This is a genomic window from Daejeonella sp. (assembly GCF_044348475.1).
In the GTDB taxonomy this organism is placed as follows: Bacteria; Bacteroidota; Bacteroidia; order Sphingobacteriales; family Sphingobacteriaceae; genus Daejeonella.
Map to the genome: position 1 here is coordinate 19,523 of NZ_JBIKSU010000005.1, position 22,798 is coordinate 42,320.

A 22,798-nucleotide genomic window follows, 5' to 3' on the forward strand; every position below is an offset into this window, starting at 1 on the left:
AACATAACATCAATTTTAACGTCCAAAAAAAAATCAAAAAGCGATGATAGCAGTTACCACAAACGAACTTGAAGGAAAAAAAATAATTAAATATATCGGAATTGTAACCGGTGAGGCCATTATTGGTGCAAATATTGTCAAAGATTTCTTTGCAGGGATCAGAGATATCGTAGGCGGAAGATCTGGGTCTTATGAAGAGGGACTGCGTGAAGCAAAAGATATCGCATTGCGTGAGATGCAAGAGCAGGCCACTCGATTAGGAGCAAATGCAGTTATTGGCGTTGACCTTGATTATGAAACCCTTGGAAGCAATGGAAGCATGCTGATGGTTAGTGCATCGGGTACAGCGGTTATTGTGGAAGATCGAATTTAGGTATTAAACATTTCTGATTTTAAATCGCAGAAAGATTTAATTCCACATAATCAATCAGCGAGTGAATCACCTTAATATGAATTTCCTGTGCCCTGTCGGCATATTCTGATTTGGGAGCGCGAATCTCTACGTCACAAAGTCCGGCCATATGGCCACCATCTTTACCGGTCAAACCAATCACTTTCATTTCCTTAATTCTTGCGGCCTCAATAGCTTTCAAAACATTTTCAGAATTACCGCTGGTGCTGATCGCAAAAAGCACATCGCCCTTTTGTCCGATAGCTTCAACCATTCTTGAAAAAACAAAGGCATAGCCATAATCATTTGCTACACAACTCAAGTGAGAAGGATCAGAAATTGCAATAGCTGGAAATGCAGGTCGGTCGTTTCTATACCTGCCCGATAGTTCTTCTGCAAAATGCATGGCATCACTCATAGAACCACCATTACCACATGAAATAACCTTGCCGCCCGATTGAATAGCATCTACTAAGAGCTTTCCGGCTGATTCAATAGTGCTGAAATTATTAGGGTCAGCAATAAATGTATCCAGTACTTCTCTGGCTTCGGTAAAATGTTGTTTAATTCTATCCATTAGGGATTCACAAATTTATAAACAGCTCCTTTTGTTCCTTTTGAGCCTACTTCCTGATTGGTCAAAACATACAGCTCAGCAAAATTATCTTCGGCAAATCCCAGGATTTTAAAGTCGCCAGATGGTTTGCCTGTTAATTCAATATTTCCACGGGTCCATGTTTGACCCTTGTGCTCAAGAAAGAACAGTGGTCCGGTCCAGTCTCCAAATATATATTTTCCTGATAGTACTTTTATTGCCAATCCGTTATAAACATATCCACCGGTAATACTAATACCCAATTCATGCTTATATTCATTAATGGGCAATTTTAGTGTATCGGTTTTGCAATTTGCTTCAGGATCAAAACAATGTGTGGCTTCCATAATCCTCCAGCCATAATTACCGCCTTTTTCAATGATATTAACCTCTTCAAATTTATTTTGGCCAACATCAGCTGCAAAAAGCTGCCCGGTTTTACGGTCAAAAGAAAATCGCCAGGGATTACGCAAGCCATAGGCCCAAATTTCTGATTTTGCCCGCGTTCCAACAAAAGGATTATCCTGAGGAATCTTATACGAACTTTCTGTATTTACATCTATCCTTAGAATTTTTCCAAGCAAGGTGTTCATATTCTGACCATTACCTGAAGGTCCATGTTTATCACCCGCACCACCACCATCTCCCAATCCGATGTATAAATAACCATCCGGACCAAATTTAAGATCACCGCCATTATGATTGCTTTCTGGCTGCTGAACGGTCAGTAAAACCCTTTCGGATGCAGAATCTGCCCTCATGGGATCAGAAGATGTGATAAATTCGGAAACTACAGACTGGTGATCGCTTCCTGCTTCAGTGGCAGGAGAGCTATAGTAAACATAGAATTTTTTATTCCGGTTATAATCAGGATGAAGAGCTAAACCCAATAAACCACGTTCATCATAAGCACCACTCAATTTAACAAGTTTATTCTTCAGATCAAGAAATGCTACTTCAAGAAGATCCGTGCCTTTTAAAACCCTAATCTGTCCGGTTTGTTCAGCAATGAGCATGGTTCCATCTGCAGTAAATGCAGCTGTAACAGGAGAATGAAGCCCCTCGGCAATTTTCTGGATCTTTAATGTAATAACTGGCTCATTTGTCTTTTTTGGCGATGGTGCCGAACATCCTATGCCTAAAACAAACAACGTGTTAATCAGGAAACTCAAGTTTTTCATAGGCCTTATATAAATTTAAATTAAGGATTAATTAAGTTTTAACCTGATGTTTAACTATAAAACCCCGTAATTCAAAAATGCAGAAATTACAAATTTTTTACATTAGAGCGATAAAATATCAACGATCTTCAATAGCTCAGAATTTACATCTGTATTATGTTTAATGGCACTACTAAAGGGGGTGAAATGTATTTTCTGATTCACTATACCAATCATTTCACAGGTTCTACTTTGCATCAATGCTTCAACAGCCGCTACGCCCAACCTGCTGGCCAGCACCCTGTCCATACAGGATGGCGCTCCGCCTCTTTGAATATGACCTAAAATAGAAACCCTAGTATCAATACCTGGGAATTTATCTTTTACATTTTTTGCAATTTCAAAGGCGCCACCGGCATCATCTCCTTCGGCAACAATTATAATCTTTGACGACTTATCCTTCCTGCTTATTTCCAATCGATGAATCAAAGCATTGATATCTGTTTTGGTTTCAGGGATCAAAATGGCCTCGGCACCAGTACCAATTCCACTTCTCAAAGCAATCAAACCGGAGTCACGGCCCATAACTTCAACAATAAACAACCTATCATGCGACTCGGCGGTATCACGTATCTTATCTACAGCATCAATAACAGTATTTATGGCAGTATCATAACCAATAGTAAAGTCGGTACCCATTAAATCATTATCAATGGTTCCGGGAAGTCCGATAACGGGAATATTAAACTCTTCATGAAAAATATTGGCTCCTGTAAATGTACCATCACCACCAATAGCCACAATGGCATCAATTCCATTGTTCACTAACTGTTCGTACGCCTTAGCTCTGCCTTCTTTTGTTCGGAATTCATCGCTTCTGGCAGTTTTTAATAAGGTTCCACCACGCTGAATGATGTTTGCAACTGATTTTCTATCCATCTGCTTAAATTCACCGCTGATCATTCCGTCATAGCCACGCAAAATGCCTGTAACATTCAAATCATAATACAATGCGGTTCTTACAACCGCACGAATTGCGGCATTCATTCCAGGCGAATCGCCTCCAGAAGTAAAAACACCAATATTTTTAATATTTGCTTTATTCATTTTATTATTTTTTTTCAAAAGCGACCTTACCGCTTTCTAAAAATTTAATGTAATTATTTACATCCAAATTAAATGCCTGTGGCGCAACTAACACGGTTCCAGTATGATCAGCTATCACATAATATGGCTGTGAATTAGTACCGAATTTTGAGGCCTGAAAATCACTCCATTTTTGCCCAATCGAACTTACTTTTTTTCCACTAAACGCTGAATTGTATTTCTCTTCCAGACTTAGTTCTGTTTTATCATCCACATATAAAGATATCAAAACATAATCTTCGCGAAGGCGACGCAATACTTCCTTATCAGGCCATACACTGGCCTCCATTTTACGACAATTGGTACAGCTCCATCCTGTAAAATCAATCAAAATAGGTTTGTTTACACTTTTTGCATAAGCAAGACCCTGTTCATAATCATAAAATGCATCCAAACCATGTGGCGCATGAAACAAGCCGGCATACTTTTTTCCAGATGTCTCGATCTTAGTTACCGCAGATCCGGCATTTGAGTAAAGATCAAATTCCTGAGTAGTCTGTGGTGGTAGCCAGGCACTAATACCTTTTAATGGCGCTCCCCATAAACCCGGTATCATATAAATGGTGAATCCCAAAATAAACATAGCAAAGAATAACCTTGGTAATGAAAGGAAATTGATCTCGGAATCATGTGATAAACGAAGTTTACCTAGCAAATAAAGTGACCACATTCCAAAAATCACAATCCAAATGATCAAAAATATATCTCTATTAAAAATACCCCAATGGTAAGCAAGGTCAACATTTGATAAGAACTTAAAGGCAAGAGCAATTTCCAGGAAGCCGAGTGATACCTTTACGGTGTTTAGCCATCCGCCTGATTTTGGCATCTCTTTCAACCAAGATGGAAATATTGCAAACAGCGTGAAAGGAATTGCCAATGCTGATGAAAATCCAAGCATCCCAATTGCTGGGCCTAAGTATGAACCCTTAGAAACTGCATCAACCAACAGGGTACCAATAATTGGGCCTGTACATGAAAATGAAACCAGGGCAAGTGTAAACGCCATAAAAAATAAACCCATGAAGCCGCTTTGATTTGACTTTTCATCCATTTTATTAACTAAAGCGGAAGGAAGAGTGATCTCAAATGCACCCAGAAAAGAAATTCCGAAAATGATCAGAACCACAAAGAATAAAAGATTGAAAGTGGCACTGCTGGCAGCTTCATTTAGGGCCGAGGCACCAAAGATCAGGGTTATTAATAAGCCCAAGGCAACATAAATAATAATAATTGATACACCATAAACAATGGCACTTCTAATTCCTTTTGCTCTTGAACCCGACTGCTTGGTAAAAAATGAAACCGTCATCGGAATCATTGGGTAGATACAGGGCATAAAAAACGCGGCAAGGCCTCCAATAAATCCGGCGATGAATATGGCCCATAAAGACCCCTCGGCCTTAGAAGCCGTTTTATTAGAAACTACAGCTGAAGCAAGCATACTGGAACTAGTATCAATTACTTGCCCGGCTTCGATAGCACTGTCTGGGGTACTATTTTCTGAAGCTGTTATAACTTCAGAACCAGCAACTAGAGGAATCTCAAATTCAACTTCGGCGGGAGGCAGGCAACGTTGATCATCACAAACCATAAATTCAAGTACACCTGTAATAGCTGTTACAGGTTTATTTAAGCTAATGCGCTGTTTAAATACTACCTGATCTTTATGCCAGGCTATTTGCATATTAAAATTCTTATCAAAAGCAGTTACTGGTTTAGGGCTTTCAGTAACTTTCCCAATTAGCTTATATGCAGCAGAAGGATTGAATTTAAAGGAAGTTGGAATTGGCCCTCCTTCTTCAATAAACTGAGAATAAAGATGCCATCCCTTTTCAATTTTTGCTGTTATTAACAGATCAAACTCTTTATCATTTATTTTTTCTGATGAATAAGACCAGTTGACTGGGTCAAATATCTTGGCATTAGGATCAGGAAACTGAGCCTGTGCAGCAAAACAAAAAAACAGTAATACTATTCCGAAAAGTTTCTTCATGTTCTTATTAATTTATAAACTCAATTTCTTTAGTGTTAAAAATTCTTGTCTCCTGTTCTGTTTCCAGTATGAGCTGTCCAATGTCAGTTATTCCAATGATCTTTCCATTTTGAATCCTTCCATCAAACTTGAATGAAGCCCATTGATCCCTTAGGTATAACATATTCAGATATTCATCATTGATCTTTTTAAACGATCCAGCTTTAAGCTGAAGATACCTGGCTTCAACAGCACTGCAAATTTCACCTAATAATCCCAATAAGTCGTAATCCTGATGTAATTCTTGTTTAAGTGAGGTAACATTTTTAAGATTTGCAGGAAAATATTCTTGATTCACATTCAAACCTATCCCAATTATGGCATACTTAATTTTATTGCCTTGAACAATATTTTCAATCAGCATTCCACCAATTTTTTTAGTGTAGATATACAGATCATTGGGCCATTTAATAAAAGCACTTGCAGGAATATAGTTTATTAAAACATCATTTAGAGCAATGCTAATTGCCTTATTAAGTTCAAATTGCCTATCCACGGCAATAAAAGACGGCTTCAATAGGATACTAAAAGTCAGGTTTTTACCCGCTTCGCTTTGCCATAAATTTTCGGCCTGGCCTCTTCCGGCAAATTGCTTCTCTGCCATTATTACAGTACCATCCAATAATGGCGTAGATTTTGACACAGCATCCTTAAGAAAGGTATTTGTTGAGTCTACTTCTTTTAAGGTAATTAGATTATGACCAACAAATAGTCCTGAAAAAGTATTATTTTGCAATGAAGATTTGCTTTATATAATTTATCAAAACTAAAATTTTTTAATGGTAAAAAATAAAAATGCTCAAGAATCAACCTCAATCTCTGAATTTGTTGTTCATGGCATACAAGAAAAAAAAGGAAATGAAATTGTACGTCTTGATTTAAGAAATATACACAGCTCTGTTGCCGATTACTTTGTGGTTTGCCATGCCGAATCATCTACCCAACTAAAAGCTATTGCACAAAGTGTTGAAGAAGAAGTTTTTAAAGCGCTAAAACTTGAGCCATGGCGAAAAGAAGGATATCAGCAGGCCGATTGGATTATTCTTGATTATGTCGATGTTGTAGTTCATATTTTCAAAACCGACAAGCGGCAGTACTATGGAATTGAAGATCTTTGGGGAGATGCAGAACTGCAATCCTATAAAAGTGCATAAACCTTTCAAGGTAAATGCTGGTTAAAATAAAAATACTTATTGCTATAAAATGAAAGAAAATAATTCGGATACGAAGAAGCCCATCAAAAAAATACCAGGAAAAAAAATCGTAGCTAAACCACCTAAGTTTAATATAATGTGGCTTTATGCTGTCATTATACTGGGTTTATTTGTTGTTCAGTACATATTCAGCTCGAACAATGCAAAAACGATCAGTTACCAGAAGTTCGAAACCGAAATGTTGAAAACTGGTGATGTTGAAAAACTAGTCTCTTATAAAAACGGCGATCTTTATAGTATCGATGTATACATCAAGAAAGATCGTTTAGATCAAAAAAAATACGAAGATGTAAAACCTAAGGGTAGTTTTAATGCAGCACCTACAGGGCCTCAGTATACGTTTACACAGGCTACCTATGAGAGTTTTGAAAGTAAGATCAATGAAGCAGAGAAAGCCCTTCCGGCTAATCAGCGTACACCAATAGTTTCTGAAACCAGAGAAAGTCCTTGGGCTGGGTGGTTCATGTCATTTATTTTACCTGTGCTTTTGCTTGTTGGTTTCTGGGTATTTATAATGAAACGGATGGGTGGTGGTGCCGGTGGTGGCGGTGGTGGTCAGATATTCAATATTGGAAAATCAAAGGCTACATTATTCGATAAAGAATCTCAGGTAACCATTACATTCAATGATGTTGCCGGATTAGAAGAGGCAAAACAGGAAGTGATGGAGATCGTAGATTTTCTGAAAAATCCAAAAAAATATACCAATCTGGGAGGTAAGATACCTAAAGGTGCACTTTTGATTGGTGCTCCGGGAACTGGTAAAACCCTAATGGCAAAAGCGGTTGCGGGCGAAGCTCAGGTTCCATTTTTCTCACTTTCAGGTTCAGATTTTGTTGAAATGTTTGTTGGGGTTGGTGCATCGCGTGTTCGAGATCTGTTCAAACAAGCAAAAGAAAAAGCCCCTTGTATCATATTTATTGATGAGATAGATGCCATTGGACGTGCCCGTGGAAAGAATAATATTGTTGGTGGAAACGACGAAAGAGAAAATACATTAAATCAGTTACTGGTTGAGATGGATGGATTTGGAACTGACTCCGGAATTATCATTCTGGCAGCAACAAACAGACCAGACGTATTAGACACAGCTTTACTTCGTCCGGGACGATTTGACCGTCAGATATCCATTGATAAGCCTGATTTAGTTGGGCGTGAACAAATTTTTAAAGTTCACCTGAAACCATTAAAACTTGCAAAAGGTGTAGACGCTAAAAAATTATCAGCTCAAACTCCTGGTTTTGCGGGTGCCGAAATTGCGAATGTTTGTAATGAAGCAGCCCTGATTGCAGCCCGTCGCAATAAAGAAGCTGTAGATATGCAAGATTTCCAGGATGCAGTGGATCGTGTGATTGGTGGATTAGAGAAAAAGAATAAAATCATATCTCCTGAAGAAAAACGAATTGTAGCTTATCATGAAGCAGGTCACGCCATTGCGGGTTGGTTCTTGGAACATGCCGATCCTTTGGTTAAGGTTTCAATCGTACCTCGTGGGGTAGCGGCATTGGGTTATGCTCAATATCTGCCAAAAGAACAGTTCCTATATACCACAGAACAATTGATTGATGGCATGTGTATGACATTGGGTGGTCGGGTAGCCGAAGACCTTGTGTTCAATAAAATATCCACAGGCGCTCAAAATGACTTGGAACGTATCACAAAATTATCTTATGCCATGGTAACTATTTATGGTATGAACGATAAAGTAGGTAATGTTTCATTCAACGATACGCAGGGAGAATATCAGTTCAACAAACCATACTCTGAAAAAACCTCCGAAATGATTGATGTTGAAGTTCGTAATCTGATTGATCGGGCCTATCAACGTACCAAGCAGTTACTTACTGAAAAACGGGATGGACTTGAAAAGCTTGCTGAAAAACTATTGGAAAAAGAGATTCTTTTTCAATCAGACCTGGAAGAAATTTTAGGAAAGCGTCCGTTTGACAATCGTACAACATATGATGAATTTGTGAATGGAATTGAGCCCAAAGAAGAAATAGAAGAAATTAAACAAGAAGAAACAGTAGATCAAAGTATTGATCTTCCAAAAAAAAGTTCAAAAAAAGATTAACATAAATCATAATATGATCACGAAATCAAAACATACAAAATGTTCTGGTTTCGTGATTTAATAGATAGGTGTCCATGAAAGAAACAACTTCTAAAGAAAAGATGTTGAAGAAGATCCGAAAGGCACTTCTTGAAAAACGCGATAACCCTTATCCAAATTTAGAAGATACCCCGCTTTACGAAGAATATAACGATCATTTGGATGTTCTTTTTGCCGGACAATTAAGTGCAGTTTCAGGAAATTTTGTGTTCTGCGAAGACGAAATTCAGCTTATCGAAAACTTGCTTGACCTTGCTGAGAAAAATAATTGGCGAAGAATATACGCATGGGAAACTGAATTGCAGTCATTACTAAACAAGTATGAATTCCCTTTTTACAGTACCGATACTGAGTTTTTAAATGCAGATGTGGGTATCACTTATTGTGAAGCTTTGGTTGCTCGGAATGGGAGTGTACTTGTTTCGAATGGAACAGCAGCTGGAAGAAGATTAAGTATCTATCCGCACATACATATCGTGATAGCCTACACTTCTCAATTGGTACTCGATCTAAAAGACGGATTTAAACTTTTGAAGGAAAAATATCCTGAAAACATGCCTAGTATGGTATCAAATATTACCGGACCGAGTAGAACGGCAGATATAGAGAAAACACTGGTTTTAGGCGCACACGGACCAAAAGAGCTCTATGTTTTTCTGCTGGAGAATTAAAAGATAGCAGTATATCCAAATACTGGACGCTATATAGATCAGATATTACTGATCATTTTCACCTCCAACTCATAGGTACCAGTAGTATGAATACTAAGTGATATGGTTTGAGCTATGAAACCCGGCGAAATGATATCCAAAAGATATTTTCCAGAATTAAGATCGTGTAAACTAACTTTTCCGCAGGCTCCACATACAGCTGTTTTTCCAATACTATCCATACTAATTAATGCATGGCTAACCGGACGTCCACTTGCAGAATCTATAACAGATAGATTTAAATTACCGATTAGTTGGATTTCTAATTCAGCAAAAGCCTGATTAGAATCAACATCGGGTGAAAAAACCACCAAAGGTTCGGATTCAAGAATTAAGTTTTTCATAAAAATAATTTTGGAGAATTAAATCTTTATGATTTTCTTCAAAATAAAATACAGAAACAAAAGTACAGAAATATATTGAGTGCTTTTACATCATTAAAAAACAGCCAATTTCTAAGCGCATTTTTCTTTCAATCATAATATCAATAGTGCCTATTCTAGAGATGAGATAGTTAATTTGAAAAGAATACGTACCTTTAATACAATAAACCAATATAGTATTCCGTATAATTTCTTTTAATGAGCACTAGTATCAAGTCTATAATCGTAGGAACGGGTAGTTTTGTACCTGTAAATATCATTTCAAATAATGACTTTTTAGAACATCGTTTTTACGAAAAAAATGGCGAACCCATTTTACGTGAGAATTCTGAAGTGATACAAAAATTTCAAGACATTACCGAAATTGAAGAACGTCGTTATGCAAATAAAGAGCATATGGCGTCTGATTTGGGCTATTTTGCGGCTTTAAATGCTATTGAAAGTTCTGCTATTGACCCTGAAACTTTAGATTATATCATTGTTGCACACAACTTTGGAGATATTGCAACAGGAAGTACTCGTGTAGATGTACTTCCAACTCTGGGATCAAGGATAAAGCATAAATTGGGGATAAAAAACCCGGATTGTGTAGCCTATGATCTTCCTTTCGGTTGTCCGGGATGGTTGCAGGGAATGATACAGGCAGATTATTATATCCGCTCAGGTGATGCCAAGCGGGTACTTATCATTGGGACAGAAACCTTATCCAGAGTTACAGACCCCCATGATAGAGATAGCATGATCTATGCCGACGGTTCTGGTGCAACCATTTTAGAAGGAAGAATAACAGAAAATGAAGGGATATTAGCACATAAAACACAAACTCATACCTCAGCAGAAGCCTACTATCTTTATTCAGGTGGTTCCAGCAATCCTGATCTTATAACAGACGATCAGTTCATAAAAATGGATGGCCGAAAAATATATGAGTACGCCTTAAAAAATGTACCTCTTGTTATTCAGCAAACACTTGACAAATCAGGAACTGATGTGCGGGATGTAAAAAAAGTACTGGTTCATCAGGCAAACGGAAAAATGGATGAGGCCATTCTTAAAAGGCTGTTCAAATTAAATGGAATCACAGATACACCAATGAATGTGATGCCAATGACCATTGCAAATTTTGGTAATAGTTCAGTGGCAACGGTTCCAACTTTATTGGATTTAATCTTGAAAAACAAACTGAATGAGCACCAAATCAACAAGGGAGATACGGTTGTATTTACTTCGGTTGGTGCCGGGATGAATATAAACTCTATGGTTTATCGCTTTTAATTAAAGCGTTTTTCTATCCCTATTTTTTGCGAATTCAGCACTGGGTTTATATCTGTTTTCAATACTATTATCATAGGCCAAAAATTAAACTAAAAACGCAAAAAAAAAGCGACCAGGTTTCCTGATCGCTTAATAATATTATAAAAGAAGCTTAAACAGCTGCTGGTACTACTTCTTCAGCATAGCCTTCGTCAACAACAATTCTGCCGCAATGCTCACATACAATAATACGCTTACGCTGACGGATATCTAATTGTCTTTGTGGAGGAATCTGATTAAAACATCCTGAACATGAATCACGTTTAATGGTAACTACTGCAAGTCCATTTTTTGCATTACTGCGCAAACGGTGATATGCAATCAAGAGACGTTCCTCAATATGTTTTTCAGCTACTACAGCTTTTGCCTGGATACTTGCTTCCTCTTTCTCGGTTTCAGCAGTAATCGTATCTAATTCAGCTTTCTTTAACTCAAGATCTTTTTTGCGCTCAGTAATAACAGCTAAGGCTTTTTCATAGATATCGGTTTTGTTCTGAATGTCGAACGAAAATTCTTTTATCTTTTTCTCAGAAACCTGAATTTCTAAACCCTGGATTTCGACCTCTTTAGATATCGCATCGTATTCACGGTTATTCTTAACATCGTTAAGTTGAGTTTCATACTTCTTTGTAGCAGCAAGAGCCTCTTTAATCATGTTCTTGCGAGTTACGATCGAATCCTCAAGTTCATCAAGTTCTGCCTTTATTTTCTGTATCCGGGTTTCTAAACCTGCAACTTCATCTTCAAGGTCTGCAACCTCCATTGGAAGTTCACCTCTTGTTTGACGGATCTTATCGATCTGTGTGTGAAGGGTTTGAAGTTCGAATAATGCTTTTAATTTCTCTTCTACTGATTGTTCCATTAAATCAAATAATTTATGGGGTTTGTGTTCTGTGATGTTAAACGGAGGGCAAAGTTACAAAATTTTTCTGTAATTAATTCCAACAATAATTCCTGTGTAAACTGCTCACTTTCAAAATGTCCAACATCGGCAATAATTAGTTTTCCTTCAGCGTCAAAAAACTCATGATATTTAAAATCTGCAGTGATAAAAATATCTGCACCTGCATTTAGTGCATTTTGCAAGAGAAAACTGCCAGAACCACCGCAAACCGCCACTCTCCTGATTTTTTTCGATCTCAATTCGGTATGACGAATAACTTTGGCGCCCAATTTTTGTTTAACAAATTTCAAAAATTCAAGCTCATCCCAATCTGCTTCAAGGTTGCCTATCATTCCCGATCCAACCTCTTGAAAACCATTAGTTAAGGGATAAATATCATAGGCAACTTCTTCGTAAGGATGCACCCCAAGCAGCGAAGCAATGATCACTCGCTCCCTATTTACTGGATAAATAACCTCAATCCTCACTTCGGCTTCATGGTGCTGCTTACCAATTTCACCAACATACGGAACAGAACCAGTACTAGCCTTAAACGTACCAATACCTTCTACATTAAAACTGCATTCCGAATAATTTCCGACCATTCCAGCACCAGCTTCAAAAAGTGCTTTTCGCACATTGTCTGCAGCTGCTAAGGGGCAAAAAGTGACCAATTTTTTAAGAACACCTGCTTTAACTTTCAAAATGCTAACATTTCGGATATCCAGCTTTTCACATATTTTCTTGTTCACACCTTGCAGGATATGATCCAAATTTGTGTGTATCGCATAAATGGCAATATCATGTTTAATTGCTTTGATCACCACCCGTTCCACATAACTATTTCCATTAAACTTTTTAAGGCCCTTGAAAACAATGGGATGGTGAGAAATGATCAAATTGAAACCGAGCTGGATGGCTTCATCAATAACAGACTCTGTGCAATCTAAAGAGATCAGGGCGCCAGATACTTCCATATCCTGATTGCCCACAATAAGACCTGAATTATCATAGTCTTCTTGATAAGCCAATGGTGCGATCTCTTCAAGAAAAGAGGTTAATTCTCTTAATTTCATATTCAAAGATACCCTATTTGTTTATCCAGCTCCAAATCCGAATAATCAAACTGATTAGAATACTGAATAGAATCATTGTGGTAAAGGGAGTATAAAGTTTGAAACCCGGCCGCTCAATCTTCAAATCTCCTGGCAAGTTTCCTATCCAGCTCAATTTATCGTGAAAAAAATAGATCAGTAATCCTATAAAAAATAGTAAAAGTCCAGACAATATGAGGATCTTTCCAGTCCCGCTATTCATAAATTAAATAGAATTCAATGGTGGATTATCCATCATTTTGACTAGAAGTGCACACTCATTTGCAGCCTTACGGTTATGCTCAAAAGTTAAGGCTTTATGATTAATGGTATCAACTATTGTCCCAATAAAACATAAACCAGCTGTCAAAACATATAGAATACCCATGCCTATATTACCAACAATAAAACGCTGTATTCCGGCAATACCTAAAAAGCCAAGTAATGTGAAGAGAAGAATTTCTTGAGGATCTTTGCGACGGTTCGAATAAAATGCAACGAAATTCTGAGACTGCCGCTCATTCATTTCAGTTAAAATCTGCCTCAAATAAGAGTATTCATCGGGGCTCATGCCCTTTAAATTAACTAGTATGTCTCTTTCCATGTTGAAACTGTGTTGAATTATATAAATTTATAAGGAAATTATTTAATAAGTGTATGATTCTGTAAATCAGGATAAATAATGCCGGAATTCCAAACCAATGCTGACCAAATGAACGTATGGGATCTCCATGAAGCATGTACCTGATTGACCGGCCCAATCCGCATCCAGGACACCAATCAAAACCGAGAAGGTGAAGTGGACATAATGAAGAATGTGACATACCAGAGGTCTTAGTACATGCAAGGAACAATAAAGCTCCAGCCCAAACCATTAATTCTATAGGTATTTTTTTTAGCATGTGATTCTCTTGAATGATAAGAGTAACGAATTCATACTATGTTACTCAAATTTTTTGATTTGACCAAATTGCAATTTAGCATGAATTTAATAAGCAGAAATGCATCCTATTAAACCTCAACGAAAAATATTTGTCGCCTAAATAGTATATTTGAATTGAAAATCAGGGCGTGAACATTCGGGATATTTTAATTCAGTATAAATCGGACCCCCGCATAGCCATCCTGGCAGAAAGCCTAAATAAGGGCAGAAAAACTCGGGTTCATTTAAAAGGTCTTATCGGGTCAAGTGATTCGGTCATTGCGATAGCTGCGTATTTTTTACTTCACAGGCACTTGATCTTTGTGCTACCAGAACGCGAAGAAGCAGCGTATTTTTTGAACGATCTTGAAAGCCTTCTTGAAAAAGAGGTTTTGTTTTTCCCCTCATCATTCAGAAAATCATTTGAATTTACCCAGGTCGACAACAGCCATGTTTTGCAGCGAGCCGAAGTGTTAAACGAACTAAATCATGCCAGTGAATTCGGAAAAATAATAGTTACCTATCCAGAGGCCTTAGCAGAAAAGGTCATCGACCGGCAAGCACTTGAAAAAAATACACTCGAAATTTCTGTAGGAAACAAACTAAGTATTGAATTCATCAATGAATTTTTGATCGAATATGAATTTGAACGTGTTGATTTTGTTTATGAACCCGGACAGTTTTCAATCAGGGGAGGAATTGTAGATATCTTTTCTTTTTCGCACGAACTTCCTTACCGAATCGAGTTTTTTGCTGATTATATAGAAAGTATACGAACCTTTGAAATTGAAAACCAGCTTTCGGTTGAACAGGTAAAAAGCATTACCGTTGTGCCCAATGTTCAGTCGAAATTTCTAACAGACCACAATATATCCCTTCTTGAATACATTGATCAGGATAGTATCATCTGGTTCAAAGATGTAGAATTCACACTTGACATTGTAAAAACAGGATTTAAAAAAGCGGTTGAATTCTGGAAGGCATTAGCTGTTGAAGATAAGAATCAAAATCCTCAATGGATTGATCCAAAATTTAACTTCACAGATGAAAAAATGCTGGCTGACCAGCTTAAAGATTTTGATCTGATTGAGTTTGGTAAACAGTTTTTTTACGAAGCAGATGAAACCATTCACTTCGATACAAAACCCCAGCCCTCATTCAACAAAGATTTTAATCTGCTCATTCATAACTTCAAAGAAAATGAAAATGCGGGTGTCGAAAACCTGATCTTCACCGATTCTACAAAACAGATAGAACGTTTATACAGCATTTTTGACGATTTAAAAGCGGGAATTCAATTCAAACCAATTCACCTGTCGCTAAGAGAAGGATTTATTGACCATGGACAAAAATTGGCCTGCTATACTGATCATCAGATCTTTGACAGATATTACAAATACAAATTAAAGCGAGGCTATATCCGTAGTCAGGCAATTACCCTGAAAGAACTTCGCGATCTAAAGCCCGGTGATTTTATTACGCATATAGACCATGGAATCGGTAAATATGCTGGACTCGAAAAAGTTGATGTGAATGGCAGATCGCAAGAAATGATACGCCTAATTTATGCCGATAATGATTTACTTTATGTGAATATCAATTCTCTGAACCGCATCTCTAAGTATTCGGGAAAAGAAGGAACTGTTCCCAAAATGAATAAGCTTGGAACAGATACCTGGGAAAAACTGAAGAAAACCACGAAAAAAAAAGTTAAAGATATTGCCCGCGATCTGATCAAACTTTACGCAATTAGAAAATCACAGACTGGAACAGCATTTCTTCCCGATACTTACCTACAAACCGAACTTGAAGCATCTTTCATTTATGAAGATACGCCCGATCAGGTAAAAGCTACCGCAGATGTAAAAAAAGACATGGAATCAGCTCATCCAATGGATCGGTTGGTGTGTGGTGATGTAGGATTTGGAAAAACAGAGATCGCTATTCGTGCAGCGTTTAAAGCAGTAACAGACAGCAAACAAGTAGCCATTCTAGTTCCTACTACCATTCTGGCCTTACAGCATTTTAAAACTTTTACTTCGCGACTAAAAGATTTTCCGTGCAATATCGATTATATCAATCGGTTTAAATCAGCAAAACAGATCAAAGAAACCCTCGAAAAACTTGCTCAGGGCAAGGTTGATATTATCATAGGTACACACAGAATTGTAAGTAAAGATGTAAAATTTAAAGATCTGGGTCTACTGATCATTGATGAAGAGCAAAAATTTGGGGTGGGAGTTAAAGAAAAACTGAAGCAGTTCAGAGCCAATGTAGATACCTTAACCTTAACGGCTACACCAATTCCACGCACACTTCATTTTTCATTGATGGGTGCAAGAGATCTGAGTATCATCAGTACTCCACCACCAAACCGGCAGCCTGTTCTTACCGAACTTCATGTTTTCAACGAAAAGCTGATCAAAGAAGCTGTAGAGTTTGAGATTGACCGTGGAGGACAGATTTTTTTCATTCATAACAGAGTTCAAGACCTGATGCAACTTGGTGGGCTGATCAATACCTTGGTTCCAAAGGCCAGAATTGGAATAGCTCATGGGCAACTGGAAGGTGATGCACTAGAAGATGTGATGCTAAAATTTGTTGGGGGCGAGTATGACGTTTTAGTTGCCACAACAATTATTGAAGCGGGATTAGATATCGCCAATGCAAATACAATTCTAATCAATCATGCACACATGTTTGGCCTAAGTGATCTGCATCAAATGCGTGGGCGTGTTGGGCGTTCCAACAAGAAAGCGTTTTGCTATCTTTTAAGTCCGCCGTTGTCAACACTCACCAATGAGGCCCGCAAACGACTGAGCGCCATAGAAGAGTTTTCGGATTTGGGCAGCGGATTTAATGTGGCTATGCGCGATTTGGATATTCGCGGAAGTGGAAATCTTTTGGGAGCAGAACAAAGCGGATTCATTGCTGAAATTGGTTTTGAAATGTATCATAAAATTCTTGATGAAGCCATTCAGGAGTTGAAAGACGATGAGTTCAAAAATTTGTTTAGTGATGAAAAACCAAGGCCTTTCATATCATTCACCCATGTTGATACTGATCTGGAGGTAATGATACCTGATGAATATGTAACCAATATTGCCGAACGTTACAATTTATATACCGAGCTTTCAAACATTGAAAATGAGGTGGATTTAGATGCTTTTAGACAGAAATTGGCAGATCGATTCGGACCAGTTCCGCAACAGGTAATTGAGCTGATCAATACCTGGCGCCTGCAGAATCTTGGTAAAATGATTGGATTTGAAAAGATCTCATTTAAGAACGGAGTATTAAGGGGATATTTTCTTACAAATAAGCAATCAGCTTATTTTGAAACGGAACAGTTTGGCAAGGTACTTTCATTTTTGCAAGCTCATCCCAGAATCAGCAATCTGAAAGAAGTAAAAAACACGCTTCGCTTAGCCATTGAACATGTTCAAACGCTAGATACCGCAATTGAAATGTTGCAAGAAATTGCACTGGTACCTGATTGTAATTAACTTTAAATACCTAACTGAAAGGCTATGGGTAGCGTATAGGAAGTTCTAACAGGCTTTCCATTAACATAAGCCGGTTTCCAGATCGGGCTTAATTTAAGTATACGTATTGCTTCTTCATCGCAACCAGCACCAAGGCCCCTAACCACCTTGAAATCACTCAGGCTACCGTTCTTTTCTACAATAAAACCAATATAAACCTTACCCTGAACCTTGTTCTCTTTTGCGCGTACGGGATACTTGAGTTTAGCGGCCAAAAATTTAAGCAGTGCTTTTTGCCCACCCTGATATTCTGGAGCTAGCTCTACATTTCCAAGATCATACAACTTCCCTTCATATCTTAAGCCTTCATTTACAGACTCGGCTGATTGACTCAGCTGAATTTCCTTCTCAGATGATTTTACATCAGGGCCAATTGCGATTTCTACACTCCTAGAAGTATCAATTGAAGAGTTATGGGGTGTTTCAACAAGATTCTTTATTTCCAGCTCTCTTAATGAGCTGATCTTCCCTTCCTGATTAATAATCATTTCGTATTGGATATCAGCTGTCACATCCTGATTGCGGGAAGGCTGAAAATAGCGAACTACTGTCCAATAGCTGGCAATTAATTCATTTCCACTTCGATCAAATTCAAGAGTAGAAACGATCCAATTCAAATCAAAATTCTTCCTGTCTGCCATTCGCTTCCAATGAAGCTCCTTAATTCTCTGATAGGTTAGATTATGATAATTATAGTACGTACGGGTTATGGGTGGAAAATAACTTGGTGGGTCAAAATATCCTTTTTTCTGATCGGTGTAAAAAACCTCTATAAACTTGATCAATGAATTTTTAACCTCTTCATCATCCATCGCAGAATTCTCATTCAGAACATCTGAATTGTTCTCTACTATGGTAACCAACTTTGCTTCTTCTTTACTAGAAAAAACACTCGCTGCATCATCAACAAAAAGAGTGAGATAGCCCAAGATTACAATAACAAGACCAAGTACGATACCCATATACAATAATGAGCGATCGGCTTTGGGCTGGTTCTCTGGGCCCGGATTTGGATTAGTGTAAAAGTTCTGCTCCATAAATTTTAGGATTCTACTGGAGGTTAAATAAAAAGAATTCCAATTTTAGGGCTAGGATCAAAAATTAATTGTGATCACGTGTAAATATACAAAAACAAGAGGAGCTGCTAGCAAAAGTCCATCAAAGCGGTCGAGAAAACCCCCATGCCCAGGAAGGAATGATCCCGAGTCTTTTGTTGAGAGGCTACGCTTTAGCATTGATTCGGATAAATCACCCAGGGTACCCGCAGATGCAATAATGGCACCAATCACCAACCAGTGAATTTGCGGCAACTCAGTAAAATAGATACTTAAAATAAATGCGGTTAGCATGCTGCATATAAGCCCTCCGGCAAAACCTTCCCAACTTTTTTTAGGTGAATGCCTTTCAAAAAGACGATTTTTTCCAAAAGTGATCCCAAAAACGTACGCTCCAGTATCACTAGACCAAAGCATAAGTATAAAACCAAGGGGATAATGGAACGAGTATTGGCCATTGCTAAAAGCAAGGGCATAAAAAAAACAGAAGGGTACCGTTGCATAAACAACCCCAAAGATTGTGTAAGCGATATTATGGAATGGAATGCTGTGATTTCTATACAGCTCAGTAATGATAACAAGAATGATAAATGGGACACAAAAAAGTAAATTGCTAATGGGTTTGCCGTATAAAAAATGAAAGATAAAAGGAATAATCACACTAAATACCAACACAAGCCCAGTAATTACTTGGGGTTTTACATCACCAGCCTTAACCAGTTTATAAAATTCTAGTGTGCACAGGGTGGTAATAATTATAAAAAGGGCAGTAAATGAATAACCATTGATCAGAATCAAAGCCAATACAATAAATGCAAAAATAAAACCTGTTATAGCCCTTGTTTTCATTTATAATTCGTTTTCTGTGATTATTTCTAATGCTTTTTGAGCATTACCTTCATGGATATAAACCTCAGCCTCGCCAATTCGATAAGGAAAACCCTGCTTATTGATAAGAATAGCATCAATTTCATGATCAATTAAAACTTGTCGTACCAATTCTGATTTAAAAAAATCAGCAGATGTATATACCTTAACCCAGCCTGCTTCCATCAGATAGCTCTGTATTTATTTCTTTTAATTTAAAACTATAGTTGTAAAAATACCAGAGCAATACTGCCATAACAGCAATGCTTGCAATAAAAACTGGCTGGCTAGCTGGATCAGATTCATACATCAATTCTAAGGGCTTTCCCTGCTGCTGAAAAACATAGGCAGTAACTACTGCAACGCCATTATTCATAAAATGAGCAAGAATTGGAAGCCATAGACTACCACTCCAAACTAAAAGATATCCAAACAAGGCACCTAGTAACATACGCGGCATAAAACCATAAAACTGAAAATGTATGGCACTGAAAATAATTGCCGTTATCCAGATAGCAATGTGGTAATTACCAATCCAGCGGCCAAATATCTTCTGTAAACAACCCCTGAATATAAACTCTTCACCAACAGCTGGTATGATCGCAAGCATTAACAAATTGATTAATAATACGGGAATTGATTTCATGACAAGCAGCTGCTTGGTCATTTCAGCCATTTGGGCTTCCTTCAATTTCATCCAAGCCTCAAGTTCATTTAAGAATTTGGGTAAAACCATGTTCTTGTTCAGCTCATTACTAAACTCTAAGAGTGGACTAAAACTGAGTATGATCAAAAGCGTAAGTATTGCTAAAACGAGATTAAATTTTTTGAGATTTAAGTACGTTAACCAATCGCTACTTTGAATTTTTGCAAATATAAAGGCCGCCACTACAAACATCCCGAAAGATGAAACGATCTGCAATAGCCTAAGCATTTCGACATTAGACGAATCGCTTTCTGACATGCTAATAATGGGTTGAAAACCATAGATTAAAATGCCGGCTACAAACGCAATAATGGTAAAAGCTATGGCGCAAGTAAATACCAAAAGAAGCAATAGTAACAGTGAGCTAAAAGGATGACGTTCTGTTGACCTTGATTTAAACATGCTAATAATTTATTTGTAATTTTGCTTTTTACATCGATCAATAAGATCATGTAAAAATACACGTTCGAAAGATAGCTAATGTCTGTAAAGATAGGAAATATTGATTTAGGGGAGTTCCCGCTTTTACTTGCTCCAATGGAGGATGTGAGCGATCCGCCGTTCCGTTTTGTATGTAAACAGAATGGGGTAGATATGATGTATACTGAATTTATCTCGTCAGAGGGTCTAATTCGGGATGCGGCTAAAAGCCGTGCAAAGCTTGATATTTTTGAATATGAGCGACCAATTGGTATACAAATTTTTGGCAGTGAAATTGAAAGTATGCGTGAAGCAACTCGCATTGCCACACTGGCAAAACCCGATCTAATCGATATCAACTATGGCTGTCCTGTAAAAAATGTGGCTTGCCGTGGTGCTGGGGCAAGTTTATTGCAGGATATTGATAAAATGGTTTTAATGACAAAAGCCGTTGTTGAATCTACACATCTTCCGGTAACGGTAAAAACCCGTCTTGGATGGGATGATAACACCAAAAATATTTACGAAGTAGCCGAGCGTTTGCAGGATATCGGAATTCAGGCCTTAACCATCCATGGGCGTACCCGTGCTCAGATGTATAAAGGTGAAGCAGACTGGACTCTGATTCGGGAAATCAAAAGAAACCCGAGAATAAAGATTCCAATTTTTGGAAATGGAGATGTAAACTCTATAGAAAAAGCTGCCCTTTGGCGTATGGAATATGAAATTGATGGTATCATGATTGGCAGAGCTGCGATTGGATACCCATGGATATTCCGAGAAATCAAACACTTTTTTAAAACGGGTGAATATTTAGCTGAACCCACAATCACTGAGCGGGTAGAAGTTTGTAAAACACACTTAGACAAGTCTATTGCCTGGAAAGGTAATAAAACAGGGGTTTTTGAAATGAGAAGGCATTATGCCAATTATTTTAAAGGTATAGCTGATTTTAAGGAATATCGGATGAAGTTAGTTTCGCTCGAGAGCATTGATGAAATTCATGCTGTTCTTGAAGAAATTAATGAACGTTTCCAAACTGAAATGGTCTGATAAAATTTTATTTTTATATTGTCCCTCATAAAGTCAATACATTATGGTAACAAAGATTACTGACGGAGTAAAAGTATCGGTAGACACCATATACCAACCAGAATACTCTAATCCGGTAAACGAGCATTTCATGTTCGCATATCGGGTAAAAATAGAAAACATGGGTGAATACAGTGTTCAATTGATGAATCGCCACTGGACTATCTTCGATTCTAATGGTACAAAACGTGAGGTTGAAGGCGAAGGAGTAGTAGGTCAACAACCCGTAATTGAACCCGGAAACAATCATGAATATGTTTCAGGCTGTAATTTAAAAACAGATATTGGTAGTATGAAGGGTTCATATGAAATGAAACGAATAGTAGATGGTCAAACTTTTCGGGTCAATATCCCTGAATTTTATTTGATCACACCTTTTAAACTTAATTAAAAAAGTTTCTATACAAAAAAGCCCCGTATTGATTATTATCAGTACGGGGCTTTTTTATTAAACCTAAATTATTCGTCTCTTCTGCCCATCAACATGCTGGCATAATATACCAGAGTTGCAAGAGAACTTAAGGCGGCAACCACATAAGTCATTGCAGCCCACCAAAGTGCATCTTTGGCCTGATCATTCTCACTATCGGCCTGCATAATGCCCCGATTATTCTGTAACCATACCAATGCCCGATTACTTGCATCAAATTCAACAGGGAGGGTAATAAAGGCAAATAGCGTAACTATAGCCAATGCCACAACTCCAATTGCTAGAACCGTAATATCCCCAGAAAAAATCATGAGCATCACGCCAATCATTAAGGCCCATTGCGTAATCTTGGATGCTACGTTCACAGCGGGTACTACTGAAGATCTGAATTTTAACCAGCTGTATGCTTTTGCATGCTGAACTGCGTGTCCGCATTCATGTGCGGCAACAGCTGCCGCGGCAACACTTCTTCCATGGTAAACCTCCGGGCTTAAATTTACGGTACGATCAGCAGGGTTATAATGATCTGACAACTGCCCCTCGGCCGAAATGATCTGGACATCATAAATACCGTTGTCCTTTAACATTTTATCTGCTATATCCTTTCCGCTATAGCCAGATCCAAGAGGCATTTCGGTATACTGTTTAAATTTACTTTTGAAACGCCATTGAACCGCAAAACTTACTACGGCTATGACTATCATTAAAATTATTCCCATTTTA

24 protein-coding genes are annotated in these 22,798 nt (G+C 37.8%); 8 read left to right on the forward strand and 16 right to left on the reverse strand.

Going from position 1 to position 22,798, the window contains the following annotated elements:
• Nucleotides 1–43: 43 nt before the first annotated feature.
• On the forward strand, nt 44–373 hold the full coding sequence (locus ACIQZ6_RS02665) for a heavy metal-binding domain-containing protein (protein ID WP_395807939.1): 330 nt from the start codon (nt 44–46) through the stop codon (nt 371–373).
• A 19-nt stretch (nt 374–392) separates the two neighbouring features.
• On the opposite strand, the gene lpcA is transcribed toward ACIQZ6_RS02665, so the two are convergent.
• The 5 genes from lpcA to ACIQZ6_RS02690 form a co-directional block, all read right to left on the reverse strand.
• Nucleotides 393–968, reverse strand: a complete 576-nt coding sequence (lpcA, locus tag ACIQZ6_RS02670) for a D-sedoheptulose 7-phosphate isomerase (protein WP_395807941.1) — start codon at nt 966–968, stop codon at nt 393–395.
• Nucleotides 968–2,167, reverse strand: coding sequence for a PQQ-dependent sugar dehydrogenase (locus ACIQZ6_RS02675; RefSeq protein WP_395807943.1), 1,200 nt, complete (start codon nt 2,165–2,167; stop codon nt 968–970). Before ACIQZ6_RS02675 ends, lpcA begins: the two co-directional genes overlap by 1 nt.
• Before the next feature lie 102 nt (nt 2,168–2,269).
• The gene (gene pfkA, locus ACIQZ6_RS02680) at nt 2,270–3,253 is read right to left on the reverse strand and encodes a 6-phosphofructokinase (protein ID WP_395807945.1); all 984 of its coding nucleotides are present in this window, start codon (nt 3,251–3,253) and stop codon (nt 2,270–2,272) included.
• 4 nt (nt 3,254–3,257) lie between these two features.
• Complete coding sequence (locus tag ACIQZ6_RS02685) at nt 3,258–5,288, reverse strand: cytochrome c biogenesis protein CcdA (protein ID WP_395807947.1); 2,031 nt, start codon at nt 5,286–5,288, stop codon at nt 3,258–3,260.
• 7 nt (nt 5,289–5,295) lie between these two features.
• Nucleotides 5,296–6,063, reverse strand: coding sequence for a biotin--[acetyl-CoA-carboxylase] ligase (locus ACIQZ6_RS02690; RefSeq protein ID WP_395807949.1), 768 nt, complete (start codon nt 6,061–6,063; stop codon nt 5,296–5,298).
• Between the two features lie 43 nt (nt 6,064–6,106).
• On the opposite strand from ACIQZ6_RS02690, the gene rsfS reads away from it, so the two are divergent.
• The 3 genes from rsfS to ACIQZ6_RS02705 all read left to right on the forward strand — a co-directional run bounded on the left by rsfS (nt 6,107) and on the right by ACIQZ6_RS02705 (nt 9,325).
• Nucleotides 6,107–6,481, forward strand: coding sequence for a ribosome silencing factor (rsfS, locus tag ACIQZ6_RS02695; RefSeq protein ID WP_395807951.1), 375 nt, complete (start codon nt 6,107–6,109; stop codon nt 6,479–6,481).
• 49 nt (nt 6,482–6,530) lie between these two features.
• Nucleotides 6,531–8,615, forward strand: a complete 2,085-nt coding sequence (gene ftsH / locus ACIQZ6_RS02700; protein WP_395807953.1) for an ATP-dependent zinc metalloprotease FtsH — start codon at nt 6,531–6,533, stop codon at nt 8,613–8,615.
• A 74-nt stretch (nt 8,616–8,689) separates the two neighbouring features.
• Nucleotides 8,690–9,325 (forward strand): lactate utilization protein C, encoded by a 636-nt coding sequence (locus tag ACIQZ6_RS02705; protein WP_395807955.1) that lies wholly within the window; start codon nt 8,690–8,692, stop codon nt 9,323–9,325.
• A 38-nt stretch (nt 9,326–9,363) separates the two neighbouring features.
• On the opposite strand, the gene ACIQZ6_RS02710 is transcribed toward ACIQZ6_RS02705, so the two are convergent.
• On the reverse strand, nt 9,364–9,708 hold the full coding sequence (locus tag ACIQZ6_RS02710) for a hypothetical protein (protein WP_395807957.1): 345 nt from the start codon (nt 9,706–9,708) through the stop codon (nt 9,364–9,366).
• 237 nt (nt 9,709–9,945) lie between these two features.
• On the opposite strand from ACIQZ6_RS02710, the gene ACIQZ6_RS02715 reads away from it, so the two are divergent.
• Nucleotides 9,946–11,022 carry a 3-oxoacyl-ACP synthase III family protein gene (locus tag ACIQZ6_RS02715; protein WP_395807959.1) on the forward strand — a complete coding sequence of 359 codons (1,077 nt, stop codon included), beginning with the start codon at nt 9,946–9,948 and terminating at the stop codon, nt 11,020–11,022.
• A 151-nt stretch (nt 11,023–11,173) separates the two neighbouring features.
• Here ACIQZ6_RS02715 and ACIQZ6_RS02720 read toward each other — a convergent pair whose 3' ends face one another.
• The 5 genes from ACIQZ6_RS02720 to ACIQZ6_RS02740 are packed head-to-tail and all read right to left on the reverse strand — an operon-like array spanning nt 11,174 to nt 13,940.
• Complete coding sequence (locus ACIQZ6_RS02720) at nt 11,174–11,923, reverse strand: zinc ribbon domain-containing protein (RefSeq protein WP_395807961.1); 750 nt, start codon at nt 11,921–11,923, stop codon at nt 11,174–11,176.
• On the reverse strand, nt 11,923–13,020 hold the full coding sequence (locus ACIQZ6_RS02725) for a Nif3-like dinuclear metal center hexameric protein (RefSeq protein WP_395807963.1): 1,098 nt from the start codon (nt 13,018–13,020) through the stop codon (nt 11,923–11,925). The genes ACIQZ6_RS02720 and ACIQZ6_RS02725 overlap by 1 nt, the downstream gene beginning before the upstream one ends.
• 13 nt (nt 13,021–13,033) lie before the next feature.
• The gene (locus tag ACIQZ6_RS02730) at nt 13,034–13,261 is read right to left on the reverse strand and encodes a DUF2905 domain-containing protein (protein ID WP_395807965.1); all 228 of its coding nucleotides are present in this window, start codon (nt 13,259–13,261) and stop codon (nt 13,034–13,036) included.
• A 3-nt stretch (nt 13,262–13,264) separates the two neighbouring features.
• Nucleotides 13,265–13,642 carry a TM2 domain-containing protein gene (locus ACIQZ6_RS02735; protein WP_395807967.1) on the reverse strand — a complete coding sequence of 126 codons (378 nt, stop codon included), beginning with the start codon at nt 13,640–13,642 and terminating at the stop codon, nt 13,265–13,267.
• Nucleotides 13,620–13,940, reverse strand: coding sequence for a DUF2752 domain-containing protein (locus ACIQZ6_RS02740; RefSeq protein ID WP_395807969.1), 321 nt, complete (start codon nt 13,938–13,940; stop codon nt 13,620–13,622). Before ACIQZ6_RS02740 ends, ACIQZ6_RS02735 begins: the two co-directional genes overlap by 23 nt.
• Before the next feature lie 169 nt (nt 13,941–14,109).
• Here ACIQZ6_RS02740 and mfd point away from each other — a divergent pair, with 169 nt between their 5' ends.
• On the forward strand, nt 14,110–17,466 hold the full coding sequence (mfd, locus tag ACIQZ6_RS02745; RefSeq protein ID WP_395807971.1) for a transcription-repair coupling factor: 3,357 nt from the start codon (nt 14,110–14,112) through the stop codon (nt 17,464–17,466).
• A gap of 2 nt (nt 17,467–17,468) precedes the next feature.
• Here mfd and ACIQZ6_RS02750 read toward each other — a convergent pair whose 3' ends face one another.
• The 4 genes from ACIQZ6_RS02750 to ACIQZ6_RS02765 are packed head-to-tail and all read right to left on the reverse strand — an operon-like array spanning nt 17,469 to nt 20,535.
• Nucleotides 17,469–18,542: an energy transducer TonB gene (locus ACIQZ6_RS02750; RefSeq protein WP_395807973.1), complete on the reverse strand. Its 1,074-nt coding sequence runs from the start codon at nt 18,540–18,542 to the stop codon at nt 17,469–17,471.
• 57 nt (nt 18,543–18,599) lie between these two features.
• Nucleotides 18,600–19,409 (reverse strand): phosphatidate cytidylyltransferase, encoded by an 810-nt coding sequence (locus ACIQZ6_RS02755; RefSeq protein WP_395807975.1) that lies wholly within the window; start codon nt 19,407–19,409, stop codon nt 18,600–18,602.
• Complete coding sequence (locus ACIQZ6_RS02760) at nt 19,410–19,613, reverse strand: putative signal transducing protein (RefSeq protein WP_306551987.1); 204 nt, start codon at nt 19,611–19,613, stop codon at nt 19,410–19,412.
• Nucleotides 19,594–20,535, reverse strand: coding sequence for a lysostaphin resistance A-like protein (locus ACIQZ6_RS02765; RefSeq protein WP_395807977.1), 942 nt, complete (start codon nt 20,533–20,535; stop codon nt 19,594–19,596). Before ACIQZ6_RS02765 ends, ACIQZ6_RS02760 begins: the two co-directional genes overlap by 20 nt.
• A 78-nt stretch (nt 20,536–20,613) precedes the next feature.
• Here ACIQZ6_RS02765 and dusB point away from each other — a divergent pair, with 78 nt between their 5' ends.
• The gene (dusB, locus tag ACIQZ6_RS02770) at nt 20,614–21,606 is read left to right on the forward strand and encodes a tRNA dihydrouridine synthase DusB (protein ID WP_395807979.1); all 993 of its coding nucleotides are present in this window, start codon (nt 20,614–20,616) and stop codon (nt 21,604–21,606) included.
• A gap of 43 nt (nt 21,607–21,649) precedes the next feature.
• Nucleotides 21,650–22,036: a Co2+/Mg2+ efflux protein ApaG gene (gene apaG / locus ACIQZ6_RS02775; RefSeq protein ID WP_395807981.1), complete on the forward strand. Its 387-nt coding sequence runs from the start codon at nt 21,650–21,652 to the stop codon at nt 22,034–22,036.
• A gap of 68 nt (nt 22,037–22,104) precedes the next feature.
• On the opposite strand, the gene ACIQZ6_RS02780 is transcribed toward apaG, so the two are convergent.
• Complete coding sequence (locus tag ACIQZ6_RS02780; protein WP_395807983.1) at nt 22,105–22,794, reverse strand: zinc metallopeptidase; 690 nt, start codon at nt 22,792–22,794, stop codon at nt 22,105–22,107.
• Between the last annotated feature and the right edge of the window lie 4 nt (nt 22,795–22,798).

Bases quoted from the DNA above. Each gene is read 5' to 3' on its own strand.
- ACIQZ6_RS02780 (WP_395807983.1), bottom strand. From the start codon at position 22,794: ATGGGAATAATTTTAATGATAGTCATAGCCGTAGTAAGTTTTGCGGTT.
- ftsH (WP_395807953.1), top strand. From the start codon at position 6,531: ATGAAAGAAAATAATTCGGATACGAAGAAGCCCATCAAAAAAATACCA.
- ACIQZ6_RS02665 (WP_395807939.1), top strand. From the start codon at position 44: ATGATAGCAGTTACCACAAACGAACTTGAAGGAAAAAAAATAATTAAA.
- ACIQZ6_RS02755 (WP_395807975.1), bottom strand. From the start codon at position 19,409: ATGAAAACAAGGGCTATAACAGGTTTTATTTTTGCATTTATTGTATTG.
- ACIQZ6_RS02740 (WP_395807969.1), bottom strand. From the start codon at position 13,940: ATGCTAAAAAAAATACCTATAGAATTAATGGTTTGGGCTGGAGCTTTA.
- ACIQZ6_RS02735 (WP_395807967.1), bottom strand. From the start codon at position 13,642: ATGGAAAGAGACATACTAGTTAATTTAAAGGGCATGAGCCCCGATGAA.
- ACIQZ6_RS02720 (WP_395807961.1), bottom strand. From the start codon at position 11,923: ATGGAACAATCAGTAGAAGAGAAATTAAAAGCATTATTCGAACTTCAA.
- ACIQZ6_RS02715 (WP_395807959.1), top strand. From the start codon at position 9,946: ATGAGCACTAGTATCAAGTCTATAATCGTAGGAACGGGTAGTTTTGTA.
- ACIQZ6_RS02705 (WP_395807955.1), top strand. From the start codon at position 8,690: ATGAAAGAAACAACTTCTAAAGAAAAGATGTTGAAGAAGATCCGAAAG.
- apaG (WP_395807981.1), top strand. From the start codon at position 21,650: ATGGTAACAAAGATTACTGACGGAGTAAAAGTATCGGTAGACACCATA.
- dusB (WP_395807979.1), top strand. From the start codon at position 20,614: ATGTCTGTAAAGATAGGAAATATTGATTTAGGGGAGTTCCCGCTTTTA.
- ACIQZ6_RS02675 (WP_395807943.1), bottom strand. From the start codon at position 2,167: ATGAAAAACTTGAGTTTCCTGATTAACACGTTGTTTGTTTTAGGCATA.
- rsfS (WP_395807951.1), top strand. From the start codon at position 6,107: ATGGTAAAAAATAAAAATGCTCAAGAATCAACCTCAATCTCTGAATTT.
- ACIQZ6_RS02760 (WP_306551987.1), bottom strand. From the start codon at position 19,613: ATGGAAGCAGGCTGGGTTAAGGTATATACATCTGCTGATTTTTTTAAA.
- ACIQZ6_RS02765 (WP_395807977.1), bottom strand. From the start codon at position 20,535: ATGTTTAAATCAAGGTCAACAGAACGTCATCCTTTTAGCTCACTGTTA.
- ACIQZ6_RS02685 (WP_395807947.1), bottom strand. From the start codon at position 5,288: ATGAAGAAACTTTTCGGAATAGTATTACTGTTTTTTTGTTTTGCTGCA.
- ACIQZ6_RS02725 (WP_395807963.1), bottom strand. From the start codon at position 13,020: ATGAAATTAAGAGAATTAACCTCTTTTCTTGAAGAGATCGCACCATTG.
- ACIQZ6_RS02750 (WP_395807973.1), bottom strand. From the start codon at position 18,542: ATGGAGCAGAACTTTTACACTAATCCAAATCCGGGCCCAGAGAACCAG.
- lpcA (WP_395807941.1), bottom strand. From the start codon at position 968: ATGGATAGAATTAAACAACATTTTACCGAAGCCAGAGAAGTACTGGAT.
- ACIQZ6_RS02730 (WP_395807965.1), bottom strand. From the start codon at position 13,261: ATGAATAGCGGGACTGGAAAGATCCTCATATTGTCTGGACTTTTACTA.
- ACIQZ6_RS02710 (WP_395807957.1), bottom strand. From the start codon at position 9,708: ATGAAAAACTTAATTCTTGAATCCGAACCTTTGGTGGTTTTTTCACCC.
- pfkA (WP_395807945.1), bottom strand. From the start codon at position 3,253: ATGAATAAAGCAAATATTAAAAATATTGGTGTTTTTACTTCTGGAGGC.